Genomic DNA, 14,186 nt, shown 5'->3' with positions numbered 1-14,186 from the left:
ATGCCTGATTTTGGATGTTTTTTTAAATCTTTTCAAAGCCCCTGGGAATATAGTTAAAATAGGCAACGATGATAGCCCTATCACAATCGGCCCTGATATCAAGTGATTAAGGTGCTCAATCTCATCCAACACACGATCTAATTCATTATATCTTACTGATAGTTAATCGTGGATTAAGTAGGTTAATAACCCCCAACTCCTCCGGCAGACAGAATATCCCCCTCATTATTTACTTTTATTAATTAATAAAACATCCTTAACACTTCCGCTCAGCATTGAATACATTCCAATTGTTCTTCAATAAGAAGTTTAATTTAATAGGAGAGAAAATCGCCAAGTCACCTTAAAAAAGTGAGGGTATCAGAATGCTATGTGCAATAAAAAAATAGCCTAACATGCCAACGGCAAGCAATATAGGATTTTTCTCTGTTCCAGGGTAGATGTTTTTTTCTATACACAATGTGGTTTTGTTATACGATCATTATAAATGAATCTACTCGAGAACGTTAGGTACATCGAATCTCTTCATCAGTATCAACCTAATAGCCAGATTTACTAAAGCGCTTCAATGCCTTGATAAAAAACGCTTTTTCTTCCATAAAATACCACTATGCATGAGTTAAAATATCATTTTAACATACAAATTTATCTTAGTTTAATTTCAGGAAAATTTTGGGATGAGGATGTCACAACGACAGCAGCGTTTTAGCTTAAGCCACTTTTCCGTCTTAGAGGAGGTTTTACCATGCCGAAATTCGGCTTATTAATAGAGAAAGAGGCTAGAAGGGAGAATATAGCAGGCGCTACGACAAATGACGTGATTAGCTACCACTCATCATCTGATGATCAACGTCAAATTGTCGTGACCGTATCCTACTTTATGGCGAGGATAGAGTAAGCGCCTACAAACTTAGCTGATGAAGCCTTGGGTGGCTTAAATCAGAAAGGTGATACAATTGAGCCAATCCGCTTGCATAAATCAGAGTAGGCTTCGTCCAGCTTGTCGAAAAATTTAGAGATAGTCAGTATGATTTTCATGATCTTTTCCTCAGTTGTGGTGTTTTTTAGTGTGACCCATGTCACACAAATGAATCTACTCTTTTCAAAACAGCATTTCAATATTTTTGTGATATAAATCACAAAAAATACGATTTTACAGGTTCGGCTAACTGACCACTCCCTTCGTTCAACAGCGCAAAAATCACTGCAATAATTTGATTTTTATCTTTTTTTATTTAAAAACCCCACTAAAAACACCCTGAAATCTCCCCCTGTAGCTTTTCTGTGCAAAACGCCGTTGTGTGATCCCCGTCTCGTTTCCCACCCCACAACAGTAATATAAAGAAACAACGTGTCAGATAAATTGAAACGATGTTTTATATATGGCGGATACATGGAAAAGCAGATAACAGTCAGGCATACGGTCGCATACGGTAGTGCGAACTTACTCGGAAGTGGCGCGCTGGCGATCAGCGGTGCCTGGTTGATGTACTTCTATACGACCTTTTGCGGCCTTTCTGTCGTAGAAGCCGCAGCCATCTTCTCTCTGGCCAGTATTCTTGATGCCGTCAGCAACCCGATCATGGGTTACATCACGGATAACTTTTACAACACGCGGCTTGGCCGGCTGTTTGGCCGCCGTCGATTCTTTATCCTCATCGGGATCCCTCTGGTGCTGTTCTACCCGATGTTGTGGATGAGCGGTTTCGGGTTTTGGTATTACCTGCTCACCTACGCCCTGTTTGAATTGATCTACACCTCAATCATGGTGCCGTACGAAACCTTAGCGACAGAAATGACCACGGATTTTGCCAAACGCTCCAAGCTGACCGGCTCAAAAGCGATCTTTGGTAAAATCGCTAACTTTATGGCGGCCTTTATTCCTGGCCAGTTCATCGCTATCTACGGTAAAGATTCTCCAACCCCATTCCTTTATACCGGCATCGCCTACGGCGCTATCATGTGTCTTGCCATGATTTCCCTGTATATTTCCTCGTGGGAACGCCCGGCCAGCGAAGTGGTAAAAGAAACCACCAGCAGCCTGGGGCAGGCACTGAAGAAGCTCTGTATTGATATGATCTCCACCTTCCGCTTACGCATTTTCCGCAAACATTTAGGGATGTATCTGTTCGGCTTCGGCGCGGAATGGCTGTTTGCTTCTTCATTTACCTATTTCATCATCTTCGGCTTACGCCAAAGCGCGGTGTTGGTTTCACAACTCAACAGTTTCAGCTCGGTGATGCAGTTGATCTCAACCGCCTTCTTTATTGGCATCTGCGTAAAAATGGGCTTTGCCCGGCCGTTCCGCATCGCTTTGCAGGTAGTGATTGTCAGCGTTATTGCTTACGCAGCGCTCTACTTTACCGGTTGGTCAGATACCGCCACCGTGATCGTCTTATTTGCTATCACCGCTGTTTTTGGCCTGAGCACCGGCGGGATCTACTACATCCCTTGGACCGTTTATACCTTCCTGGCGGATGTGGATGAGGTGCTGACCGGACGTCGTCGTGAAGGGCTGTACGCAGGTGCCATGACATTCGCCGGGAAAATGGTGCGCTCTGTCATCGTCTTCGCCATGGGCTGGACGCTCAGCAAGTTTGGCTTTGTCTCAGGCCAGCCAGTACAACCGGAAACCGCAGTACAGGCGATCGTCGGCGTGTTTGCCATTGGTGTGATAGCGCTGGCAATGGTGGCCATTTTCTACACCACGCAAATGAAGCTGGATAGAAAGAGCCATATGATCCTGTTAGAAGAAATTGCGCGGATCAAAGCAGGAGGAGCCATGGCGGATATTTCTCCGGCCCACCGGGCCATTATCGAAGAACTGACCGGTTGGAAATACGAGCAATGCTGGGGCAATAACCCGTTAGGGCAAAAAGCGCCGCTAGAAAAACTGACCGAGTTAACGTCGCAGGATTAATCACATGTTCGGGAAGCGGTGTTTCGCTTCCCGAAATACATTCCCCCCGTTAAGACCCGGTAAGCGACCAAGAGGTTGGGGGGAATTCACCAGAAAGTTATGTTCAACATGATAGTTTTTCTTTCACGGCATTGGTGATGACTGATATTGATAATAAAAACCGGGAATTAGCCCACTTTGCGTTTTGTGCCCAAGTTGCCATGAAACTGGCTGAACAAGATGGCAAGGTGACTTCTTTTTTAGACGGCCACTTGTTTTTGCTACGCTGGCTCATCACGGCACAAAAACAAAAGCGTTTTGCCAAACAAGTCGCGCCAGAGATAGCCTGGCTGATCGTACGCGGGCGTCAATTAGGTATGCAAAGCAGGCTCTATGAGCGGGTACAGTATTTATATTTTTCCTGGGTAGATCCTATCGAGCAGCAGCCAGATTTGCATCGGCTGACCTATATTATTGAAGCCTTGAAAAATGCAGGCTGGCGTTACTACGTTCTGACGCCTGAAGAATGGAAAACGGAAAAAGTCCCTCCCCGCGTGAATGGCATCAATGCGCTGATGATCGAGATGAACCATCTTAATAGCGTCTTTTGCAAAGAGGGTTCACAGCTGGAACCGGTGGAAATCAGAGTGTTGGGTGATTTACAGGTGTTTGGCATATTACTGCTGGAACAAAAGTTCCACGTTTTTCAGGTTCTCGGCGAAACCGCCTATGCACGCCTGTTTGTCAGCATCGACGAGAAGATCCCAGAGGTAGCCTAGATATCTTTGATGCAGGTGTTATTCACCTGCATCAGAAGGGATTGATGACTCAGCCGGGGTTCTTCTTGATACGCGGATACTTCCACAGCCAGCGCCCGCTGGCCATGCGCCAATAGAAGAACGCCCCGCGCACCGCCCAGTCACTGAACATCCCCAACCACACCCCAACCACACCCATGCCAAGCAGCACGCCCAAGGTATAACCGGCAACCACACGGCAGCCCCACATGCCCAACATTGAAACCCACATGGTGAAGCGAGCGTCGCGGGCACCTTTCAGCCCGGCAGGTAATACCCAGGAGGCCGCCCAGATCGGCATAAACGCCGCGTTCAGCCAGATGAGAATTTTCACCACCTCTTTCACGTCCTCTTCCTGGGTGTAGAAAGAGGCAAATAGCCCGGCGAACGGCGCGGTTCCCCAGGCCAGGATCGTCAACCCGATGGTTGCCAGCCAGAATACGTAGCGCAGTTGCTTCTCGGCCTGAGCAATCTGCCCCTTGCCCAAACGCTTACCGACAATAATGGTCGAGGCCGATCCTAAAGCGCTCCCCGGCAGGTTAATCAGCGCGGCAATAGAAAAAGCAATAAAGTTACCGGCGATCACGTTGGTGCCCATACCGGCAACAAACATCTGCGTCAGCAATTTCCCGCAGTTGAACAACACCGACTCGATACTGGCAGGAAGCCCAATCCCCAACACATCGCGCAGGATATTGCTGTTAAGCGGAGTGAAGTAACTCTTCAACGTAATGTGCAGCGCCGGATTAAGGCCAATCATCAGCACATAAATAATGCCGATCGCGCCAATATAGCGGGAAATGGTCAACCCCAGGCCAGCACCGACGAAACCCAGCCCATCCCAACTAAACAGGCCATAAATCAACGCACTGCTGATCAGAATATTGAGGATATTCATGCCGACATTGATCAGCAGAGGGATCTTGGTATTCCCCGCCCCACGCAGCGCCCCGCTGCCAATCAACGCAATCGCCGCCGCCGGATAACTCCACACCGTAGTTTGCAGATAGGAAAGTGCCAGCGCTTTAACCTCAGGCGTGGCTGCCCCGGCAATCACATTGATAATATGTTCACCGGCCAGGTGGATCGCCACCGCCAGCAATAACGCCAGCGCGGTCATCAACACCAGCGACTGACGCGTCGCTGCCCTTGCCCGTTTGCGATCCCGCGTGCCTAGGCTAAAGGCCACCACCACCGTGGTCCCCAGATCGACCGCGGCGAAAAAGGCCATAATCACCATGTTGAAGCTGTCTGCCAGGCCAACCCCGGCCATCGCCTCCTTACCGAGCCAACTCACCAGGAAAGTGCTCAGCACCCCCATCAGCAATACGCAGGTATTTTCTAAAAAGATAGGCAGCGCCAACGGGGTAATCTCGCGCCAGAAGAGCACCCGATAGCTTTTTCGTTTGGCATACCAACGCGTGTTGGTCACGCTCTGGCGCAGTGCCGCAGGTAAGTTCAAAATTGGCCTGAAGAGTGGAAGTGAAACGACGTTTCAATAATGATTTATGAGAGCTTGTTCTGCAAGGTATTTCTTTCATGTTCCGGCTGGGATGGTAACAGCCTGTTATCAGGCTCCATAGATAGGTATATTCCTGATAATCAATGTAAATTGAGAGCTCAACCAAGCTAGCTGTGTAAAATATTATTTTTACTAATGGTTTGGCCAGGAAAACCTGGCCAAATTTCTATCAATTGTAACTTTCTGCGGTAGATATAATATGCTCAGAATGAGAATAAATATCATCCAGTGCTTCTATCGGGTAGCGGGTTTCTTTCTTGTCGGCATCAAACAGGCCAATATACATTTGGCTCCGATTAAAGTGTAATCTGCAAATGGGTTTCCTATTATTATCATCAAGCAATATTCCGAAATAGCTTTTAGTATCTCGATGAGAAATTCTGCTGGGTTCAACTACGGTCCGAATGATAGATTTAATAATATGAAATCCCTCAATCTCATCTTCAGTAGTAACAATACTTTCAGGCTCAGTGATTGGCGCTGCTATCAAATCAGCACTATCTTCTTTCGGCTCATTGACTACCGTGGATTGAGGATGAGAAGCACCGCTAATCGCAGACTTTAGACGTTCATTGACTTGATCATTTAACCATTGACTGGCGGCTTTCTTCGTTAAGGTTGCAAACAGTTCACGTACTTTTTGTGTCAGCATGCCATCATAAACTCTGGAGGCAAAAAACTTAACAAAGTCCTCTTCTGGATTGGTAAACTGCGTGGAGAATATTTTCTTTATTTGGCTGACATACTTTAACTCTCCAGCGGCATTAACTATTGATTCTACATCAAACGCTGATTTAGTTAACTTAACGATTTCAGGAACCACGTTTTCATCAATATCCAGCAAATCTAATTCTAAAAACGGCTTTTCATCCATTTTATTTGGAGCATCAAGATCGGTGAAAAACTTATAGATCTGCCCATTGGTTAAAATAGATATTCTCGCGTTAGTAACATGGAAGTATCTAAATAACTGTGATGCATGATTGACGTTCAACGGTTCACCAATTTTCTTACACTCAACTAATATTTGTATCTCACTATTTTTTAAAATAGCATAATCTATTTTCTCTCCTTTCTTGGTGCCGACATCACAAATAAATTCAGGTGTCACTTCGGTTGGATCAAAAACATCATAACCAAGCACTCTATTGATGAAAGGCATAACAAAAGCACTTTTTGTCGCCTCTTCCGTCTGAATAACCACAGCCTGCTGTTTAATCTTGGCCGAAAGGCTGTATAGTTCGTCTAAAAGTGCCATAAAATACCCCATGTCAAATGGTTATAGTTTTCTACCCACCCAATTTATATAAAAAAAACCTGTCTTGCTATTTTTTTCACCAGAATCAGACTGCGATCACTTAATTTCACAACTGGGGAAACCGGGTAATAATCTTAGCTATCCCCTCATATGAGTGAGGCATGGTACGGCTTCTGAGGTATGATCTCCGTTATTGACCCGCTAATAACGAGCAGACAATCTCCATGCTTAACCACGAAATAATCCTTAACCACATTGATGACATATTCGGGCAGGACATGCATGCCAAGCGTGTATTGTCGCTCGCCAATGCAACCCACGGGGTGATTGAGTCGGGCTCATTGGCCATCCATGCAATTGGCAATGGGCTCTCTTTGGCAAGCGGCCTTGAGCGAAAGCACGCCGTCAAGCAGGTTGATAGACTGCTCACCAACACTAGGCTGTGTCCCTCAATTAAAAATGGTATACTGATCACCTAATTTTCAAACAGTTATCGCTATGGCTCGCTACGATCTTCCTGATGCTGCATGGGCACTCATCCTGCCATTATTACCTCCAGAACGCTCTCAGCGCCCTGGGCATCCCTATAGTGAACACCGTAAAGTCATCAATGGCATGTTTTGGGTGCTGTGCTCTGGGGCTCCCTGGCGTGATTTACCCGAACGCTATGGGTCATGGAAAACCGTCTACAACCGTTTCAACCGGTGGGCAAAAAAAGGCATCATTAACTCTATATTCAATAAGTTACTGTCCATTCTTGATGAGCATAAGCTGCTCGACTGGTCGGCTATCTCTCTGGATGGTAGCAATATTCGTGCAATGCGTTGTGCTGCCGGTGCCCAAAAAAACATCCCGATATCGCCAGTGATCATGGCCTGGGTCGCTCACGAGGCGGTTATGGCACCAAAATCCATCTGGCAACAGACGGAAACGGGCTCCCTTTAAATATCGTGCTGAGTGCGGGTCAAGCTCATGAAAGTCAGTTTGCGCTACGGTTATTAGATGGCATCGGCGTTCTAAGAAAAAATGGTTTTATGAAGCGTCGAGGCAAGGCCGTTCTCGCTGATAAAGCCTATTCAAACAAGGCATTACGTAGTGACTTAAAGCGGAGTGGTATCAAGGTCGTTATTCCGCATAAGTCGAATGAGAAGGCCAGTACAGATGGACGAACCCGATTTGATAAAGAGATTTATCGTAGGCGCAATGTTGTAGAAAGAAGCTTTGGTTTGCTGAAAGAAAACCGCCGCATAGCGACACGTTATGAAAAGACGGCGAGGAACTACCTGTCGATGGTTCAACTGGGCTGTATTCGGCTGTTTTTACGACGAATATGTAATTGAGGGACACAGCCTAAACTAAACGTCTGGAGCCTGTTTGATGACTGGGTTCCCTATGTGGTGGCTGAACGTACTGACATCGTCGTCTCCATGGATTGGACTGAGTTTGATACTGATGACCACAGCACCCTGGTTATCAGCTTGCAAACCAACCATGGACGCAACACGCCGCTCCTGTGGAAAACCCACCAGAAATCCTTGCTCAAAGGGCAACGCAACGCTCATGAAAAGGCGCTGTTAACCAAGCTCAGGAAGACCTTGCCGCAAGGGGTTTTTGTCACCGTCGTGGCGGACCGTGGCTTCGGTTATATGGCGTTGTTTGAACGTCTTGAACAAGAGTTGGGTTTTGCCTATATCATTCGTTTTAAAAGCAATATTCTCGTTGGCTACCCAGGTATGGCTCAGGTGCCGGCGACTGAATGGCTTACCCCGACCGGGCGAACTCGCACGCTCAAAGAGGTGGAGCTTACCGGGCAACGACAGCGGGTCGAGCGGGTCTATTGCTGTCACAAGAGCGGTATGAAAGAGCCGTGGTTTCTGGCGAGTAATCGCGTCGATTTGAGCGCTGCCAAGGCCTTGAGTCTGTATGGTCAGCGCTGGGGTATCGAGAGCAGTTTTCGGGACATCAAGGACTACAGATTTGGCATGGGAATGGGTCAGGTTCGTGTCAAAAATCCGGCACGACGCGACCGATTATTTCTGTTCAGTGCGCTGGCGATAGTCCTGTTGACGCTGCTGGGCAAGGCGGGTGACAGCGTGGGTCTGGAACGAACGATCAAGGTCAATACCAGCAAAAGCCGAACGTATTCATTTTTCCGACAGGGTGTCATCTACTATCAGTTGCTGCCTAAAATGAAAGAAGCCTACGCGACGTTGTTGATGGAGAAGTTTACTTATTACCTGAGGCAGCATCGGTTATATACCCGCACACTTGGAATTATTTGAGTCTCTAAAAATGAGGGGATCATTGCAGCATCGGTTATATACCCGCACACTTGGAATTATTTGAGTCTCTAAAAATGAGGGGATCATTAAGGGTAATAATATAGAAAGAAAATACTGTGAAAATAAGTAGTGAAGTATCTTGATAGTTGATTTTGTAATAATAAACATTCATCACTAACTAAAATAGAATAATTCAAATTGATATTATTATTTAATATAAAAGGTAATCCGCTTTGAACTGCTTTATAGGGATTTCTATTCCCTTTTATCTCGGGTACTCTCCTAAAAACTGTATAAAGAAACAGGTGATATGATGCAACCCATAGTCCTGCAATCCACACGGATCGAACGCGATCGGTTTCGCGGTGGAACCATTACCAACGGCAAGTTCCTCAACTGTGATTTTTCGGGTGTCGATCTGACTGATACCCAGTTTATCGGCTGCCTGTTCTATGACGAAACCACCCAACTCGGCTGTTCCTTCAATCGTGCAGTGCTGAAAGATGCCAGCTTCAAAAGCTGCGATCTGTCCTTGGCGGATTTCAGGAATACCAGCGCATTGGGCTTGGAGATCCGCGAGTGCAAAGTGCAAGGGGCCGATTTTCGCGGGGCCAGCTTTATGAATATGATTTCGCAGCGCAGCTATTTTTGCAGCGCTTTCATCATCAAAAGCAACCTGAGCTATGCCAACTTCTCCAAGGTGGTGCTAGAAAAATGTGAGCTGTGGGAAAACCGCTGGAACGGTACCAACGTGCTCGGTGCCAGCTTTATCGGCTCCGATCTTTCCGGCGGTGAATTCAACCATTTCGACTGGCGGGCCGCCACGTTCAGTCACTGCAATCTCACCGGTTCAGAGTTGGGTGAACTAGATCTCCGCCTGGTTGATCTGGAAGGGGTGCAACTTGATAGCCAGCAGATTGTTGGTCTGATCGATCAACTGGGCATTGTGTTAGTCAGTGATTCGTAGTCAGTCCATTAATTAGCCTAATGCCGTATTACTTTTTATCATCAGCGCTGTGCCTTGATTTGATATTCCTTTTCACCAATGATTGCGGTTCCTCTTCAATCATCAGGATCACCTATGAATCCATCGGCCGCTGTACTTTACACAGATGCAAACTTTTTCAGCCCTTATGCCATGTCGGTATTTATCACCCTGATCGAAAAGGGGATTCCTTTTACTATCAAGCCGGTGGATTTATCGCAGGGCGAAAACCAGAGCCAAGCCTACGGCGCGCTGTCGCTGACCCACCGCGTACCCACGCTGGTGATAGATAATTTTCATCTTTCCGAATCCTCCGCCATTGATGAATATCTGGAAGAGATCCACCCTGCCCATCCGGTCTACCCGCGCGATGTTAAACAGCGCGCCAAGGCGCGTGAGATACAGGCCTGGTTGCGCAGCGATCTGCTGCCACTGCGCGCAGAACGCCCGACAGAGGTCATTTTCAGCCAGGGTAAATTCGCCCCGCTGAGCGCCGCCGCCCAGCAGGCAGCGCAGAAGCTGATTACAGCGGTGGAAAAGCTGCTGAGTCACGGCCAGGATCATCTATTTGGCGAGTGGTGCATCGCGGATACCGATCTGGCCCTGATGCTCAACCGGCTGGTGATGCACGGTGACGACGTGCCGGAGAAGCTGCGCCATTACGCGCACCAACAGTGGCAACGCCCTTCGGTGCAGGCCTGGCTGGCGCTGCCGGAAAAAGTGCGGGGTTAAGTTTGTCAGTTAAGGCTGGAGCATAGTATCGGTACATCTCTAAACTGGCCCAGAGCAATTACCGCTCACTGGGTCAGATGGGTGTACTCTTAGTTTAAAATAGTTATCTATTTAGACAATACATAATAGTTCTCTCTATCAAGAAATTCATATTTTTCAAACCCAATCGCCACCAGGGAATTTATCCTTTCCTTAGCCATAGGAATAGCTTTTGTAACTATTTTTTTAACTCTAAATTTATCAAAAAATTCCTCATAACACAAAGCGAATATTTCTGTTAGATATATTTCCCTTTCATATTCCGATAATATATCCAACCTCAAAACCCCTGTACTCACTTTATCATCGCCAAACATTTCTATTGTACCGACTGAAAGGCCTGTTTTCTTATTCACAGTTGAATACCTTATAAACTCCTCACGCTCATAACAACCCAGCCAGCCTGTTATTGCATTTTTCATTTCGTCTATCGTATTAAAATTGAAATTTCCTACGCACCTATCCGAATTGAAAAACGGCCGAGAATTTATATCCGAATAGCATTTCAACAGACTTTCCGCATCATCCTCTGCAATAAGACGTATGATGAAACTTGATGTTTCATACCTTTGGTATTCTTTGTATGGATTACTCATTTTTTAACTCCTTTTTATTGTTAAATTTATGATACGAAATTTAACACTTGAGTCTTTAATAATTAAAAAGCCAATAGCGCAATTCAGAAATGGCAATGATATACGTTGAAAACGGCTCTATAGCTCATTATTGTCAAGTCGAACGATTCTTGCCTATTTTAGGCTACATGTTCAGCGATCGGAAGTGCTCCCCCTCTCAAGATGTGAACAAGAGACAATCCGCAGGGAGCGTTACCTTTATTTTCGCTTAGCTGACCGCACTGTGGCCACAAACACCATCGTTCTCACTCTGAGAAACATAAAAAGCGTCACCACCCGGCAGGCAGGTAACCCAATAGCGAGGCAATGGCATACACCGCGCCGCCCATGTACAGCAGCACAATGCTCACTTGCAGAATAGGATGGGTGATCCAGTTACACTGCCAGAGCGGCACCTGATCGCCGGATTTACGCGCTCCCCGCAGGATCAGCATCGGCATGATCGACAGGATCACACCGCTGAATACCCCGGCGAAATACAGAGCATTAACGAAGGAAACCAGGCCGCTGTAAGCCAAGGCAAACGGCGGTAACACCACCAGCAACAGCACGTTGAACCGGCGGAAAGGTTGTTCATCATCCCCCAAGCGGAACTTATCGAAGATATTGGTCAGAAAACTGCCACCCAATCCCCAGTAAGAGGTCAGCATCGCGCACAGCGCAAAGATATTGGCCGAGAAGAAGGCCCATTGCCCCAGCGCCTGGCCCCAGGAAATGGTGGCAACATCGGAAATATTATTCAGCCCGCTGAGAGCAATCACCGACATCGGCACCACCGCCAGCAACACGAAGGTGATCGCCATCCCGACGATAATCGCTTTTGGCAGTTGCGCTGGCTTATCCGAAAAACCGCGCGCCATCTCGGGCACGATATATTGCGCGGAAAAACAGAACACCACTACGCTGAACACCGGCACCATAAAGCGCCAGTCACCATCCAGCAGATTGCGCATCTGAGTGGTTTCTTTCAGCAGCGTCGCGGCCACCAAAGTGGCAATCATCACCACCATGCCGATACTGATAAATTTCTCACCGCGGCCGATGGCTTTCAGGCCCAGATACAGCACCAGCGCGGCCGGGATAAAGAACAGCAGGCTACCGAGGGCGGGGGAAATACCGAGCAGGGATTGCAGCAGTTTGCCACTGCCGGTCATGTAAGCGGTGAGTGCGCCAACGCTGTTGACACAGACCGAAGCGAACATCAACCAGGAGCCAAAGCCGCCAACATAGCGCCGGGCCAACCCGCTCAGTTGCAGATGCGCCTGGGTGCGCAGAGTCGATTCGGCCACATAAAGCATGGTAATGGTGGTGAGGCAACCAACCAGTACCAGCCAGAATAACAGAGGTAAATAGCCCGCCTTGCTGGAGGCGTAGGCGATGGAGAGTACGCCAGCACCGATGTTGGTACCAACGATCATGGCGACTCCTTCGAGGAAGCTCAGTGATTTGGCGGGTGCAGATGCCCGCTCCCCGGCGGCAGCCGCCGGAGCAATAACGATGTTTTCGGAAGGCATAGTTCATCCTTTGAGTCCCGGCGGCGCTGGCCACCGGGAAATGTTGAAGTCCAGGGGGTTAACAGCTCACATCGATACACAGGTATTTCAGCTCCAGATATTCTTCAATCCCGTAACGCGATCCTTCACGTCCGAGTCCTGACTGTTTCACGCCGCCAAACGGCGCCACTTCATTGGAAATCAGCCCGGTGTTAATGCCCACCATGCCGTATTCCAAGGCCTCCGGCACCCGCCACTGACGTGCCGCATTCTGGGTGAACAGATAGGCTGCCAAGCCGAATTCAGTATCGTTGGCCATAGCGATGGCTTCTGCTTCATCATGAAAGCGGAACAATGGCGCCACCGGGCCGAAGGTTTCTTCTTTGGCGAAACGCATTTGCTGCGTCACGCCGGTTACCACCGTTGGCTGGAAGAAGGTGCGGCCCAGCGCGTGCGGCTGCCCGCCGGTGGCAATTTGTGCCCCTTTGATCAGCGCATCATCAATGTGGCTCTGCACTTTTTCCACCGCGCCCTGGTCGATCAGCGGCCCCTGAGTGGTGCCTTCCTGCGTGCCATCGCCCACTTTCAGCTGTTCCACTGCGGCCACCAGCTTATCCACCAGACGATCGTAGATACCGTCCTGCACGTAGATCCGGTTGGCGCATACGCAGGTCTGGCCGCTGTTGCGGAATTTTGACGCCATAATGCCCGCCACTGCGGCATCCAGATTGGCATCATCGAAAACGATCACCGGCGCGTTACCGCCCAGTTCCAGCGAAAGCTTTTTAATCGTCGGGGCACACTGCGCCATCAGAATCCGGCCCACTTCGGTGGAACCGGTAAAGCTCAGCTTGCGTACCACCGGGCTGTCGCACAGCACTTTGCCGACCTGTGCAGGTTCACCGGTCACCACCTGCAACACGCCCGCCGGAATACCGGCATCCTGCGCCAGCTTGGCCAGCGCCAGTGCAGTCAGCGGCGTCTGTTCAGCCGGTTTGACGATCATGGTGCAACCCGCCGCCAGCGCCGGGGCGGCCTTGCGGGTGATCATCGCCGCCGGGAAGTTCCACGGGGTAATCGCCGCGCAGACACCGATCGGCTGCTTCACCACCACCAAACGTTGCGACGCCAGCGGAGCCTGCAATACCGCGCCGTCAACGCGCTTGGCCTCTTCGGCAAACCAGGTAATAAACGAGGCGGCGTAAGCCACCTCACCGCACGCTTCGGCCAACGATTTGCCTTGCTCGGCGGTCATCAGCTGCGCCAAATCTTCCTGCGCCGCCATCACTTTATCGGCCCAGGCCAGCAGCAGCGCCGAACGCTGTTTGGCCGTCAGCTGTTTCCAGCCGATTTGTGCCTGCTGCGCGGCCGCAATCGCCTGCTGAGTTTCTTCCGCGCTGACCAGTGGAACAGAGGTCAGTTCTGCACCGGTGGCCGGATTGATCACCGCTTCACGCTTGCCGCTGCGTGCATCGCACCATTCACCGTTAATCAAGCACTGGCTGCGCAGCAGTTCGGGGTTTTGTAATTTCATCGTTCTTGCT

At 48.8% G+C, this 14,186-nt stretch carries 10 protein-coding genes and 2 pseudogenes; 7 read left to right on the top strand and 5 right to left on the bottom strand.

The window, feature by feature from the left end:
- The first annotated feature begins 1,393 nt into the window (after positions 1-1,393).
- Both ACX9GT_RS03165 and ACX9GT_RS03160 read left to right on the top strand, forming a co-directional pair.
- A complete protein-coding gene (locus ACX9GT_RS03165) occupies positions 1,394-2,920 on the top strand; it encodes an MFS transporter (RefSeq protein WP_473189773.1) in 1,527 nt (508 codons plus the stop codon).
- 137 nt (positions 2,921-3,057) lie between these two features.
- Entirely contained in the window at positions 3,058-3,678 is a 621-nt protein-coding gene (locus tag ACX9GT_RS03160) for a DUF2913 family protein (RefSeq protein ID WP_473189772.1), read from the top strand.
- A 49-nt stretch (positions 3,679-3,727) separates the two neighbouring features.
- Here the strand turns inward: ACX9GT_RS03160 and ACX9GT_RS03155 are convergent, their stop codons facing one another.
- Positions 3,728-5,158 carry an EmmdR/YeeO family multidrug/toxin efflux MATE transporter gene (locus tag ACX9GT_RS03155; protein ID WP_473189771.1) on the bottom strand — a complete coding sequence of 477 codons (1,431 nt, stop codon included), beginning with the start codon at positions 5,156-5,158 and terminating at the stop codon, positions 3,728-3,730.
- Between the two features lie 229 nt (positions 5,159-5,387).
- Positions 5,388-6,476 carry a type I restriction endonuclease gene (locus ACX9GT_RS03150; protein WP_473189770.1) on the bottom strand — a complete coding sequence of 363 codons (1,089 nt, stop codon included), beginning with the start codon at positions 6,474-6,476 and terminating at the stop codon, positions 5,388-5,390.
- A gap of 224 nt (positions 6,477-6,700) precedes the next feature.
- Here ACX9GT_RS03150 and ACX9GT_RS03145 point away from each other — a divergent pair.
- The 5 genes and pseudogenes from ACX9GT_RS03145 to yfcF all read left to right on the top strand — a co-directional run.
- Positions 6,701-6,919, top strand: a pseudogene (locus ACX9GT_RS03145) (IS4-like element ISAs18 family transposase); the annotation flags it as partial.
- 55 nt (positions 6,920-6,974) lie between these two features.
- Positions 6,975-7,816, top strand: a protein-coding gene (locus tag ACX9GT_RS03140) for an IS5 family transposase (protein ID WP_473188083.1) whose coding sequence is annotated in 2 segments (ribosomal slippage) — positions 6,975-7,317 and positions 7,317-7,816 — 843 coding nt in all. Because the reading frame shifts where the segments join, the coding sequence is not laid out codon by codon here.
- Positions 7,817-7,819: 3 nt separating this feature from the next.
- Positions 7,820-8,758 (top strand): annotated as a pseudogene (locus ACX9GT_RS03135) (IS4 family transposase); the annotation flags it as partial.
- A 313-nt stretch (positions 8,759-9,071) separates the two neighbouring features.
- On the top strand, positions 9,072-9,725 hold the full coding sequence (locus tag ACX9GT_RS03130; protein WP_473191494.1) for a Qnr family pentapeptide repeat protein: 654 nt from the start codon (positions 9,072-9,074) through the stop codon (positions 9,723-9,725).
- A 114-nt stretch (positions 9,726-9,839) separates the two neighbouring features.
- Positions 9,840-10,475, top strand: coding sequence for a glutathione transferase (gene yfcF, locus ACX9GT_RS03125; protein ID WP_473189769.1), 636 nt, complete (start codon positions 9,840-9,842; stop codon positions 10,473-10,475).
- Between the two features lie 107 nt (positions 10,476-10,582).
- Here yfcF and ACX9GT_RS03120 read toward each other — a convergent pair whose 3' ends face one another.
- From ACX9GT_RS03120 to ACX9GT_RS03110, 3 genes are all read right to left on the bottom strand, one after another.
- Positions 10,583-11,110: a GNAT family N-acetyltransferase gene (locus ACX9GT_RS03120; RefSeq protein ID WP_473189768.1), complete on the bottom strand. Its 528-nt coding sequence runs from the start codon at positions 11,108-11,110 to the stop codon at positions 10,583-10,585.
- Between the two features lie 308 nt (positions 11,111-11,418).
- Positions 11,419-12,663, bottom strand: a complete 1,245-nt coding sequence (locus tag ACX9GT_RS03115; protein WP_473189767.1) for an aromatic amino acid transport family protein — start codon at positions 12,661-12,663, stop codon at positions 11,419-11,421.
- A 58-nt stretch (positions 12,664-12,721) separates the two neighbouring features.
- The gene (locus ACX9GT_RS03110; protein ID WP_473189766.1) at positions 12,722-14,176 is read right to left on the bottom strand and encodes an NAD-dependent succinate-semialdehyde dehydrogenase; all 1,455 of its coding nucleotides are present in this window, start codon (positions 14,174-14,176) and stop codon (positions 12,722-12,724) included.
- Between the last annotated feature and the right edge of the window lie 10 nt (positions 14,177-14,186).

Source organism: Serratia sp. YWN4 (assembly GCF_055790845.1).
Note: the sequence above shows the minus strand (reverse complement) of the source record. Positions and strands in the feature narration are given on the sequence as shown.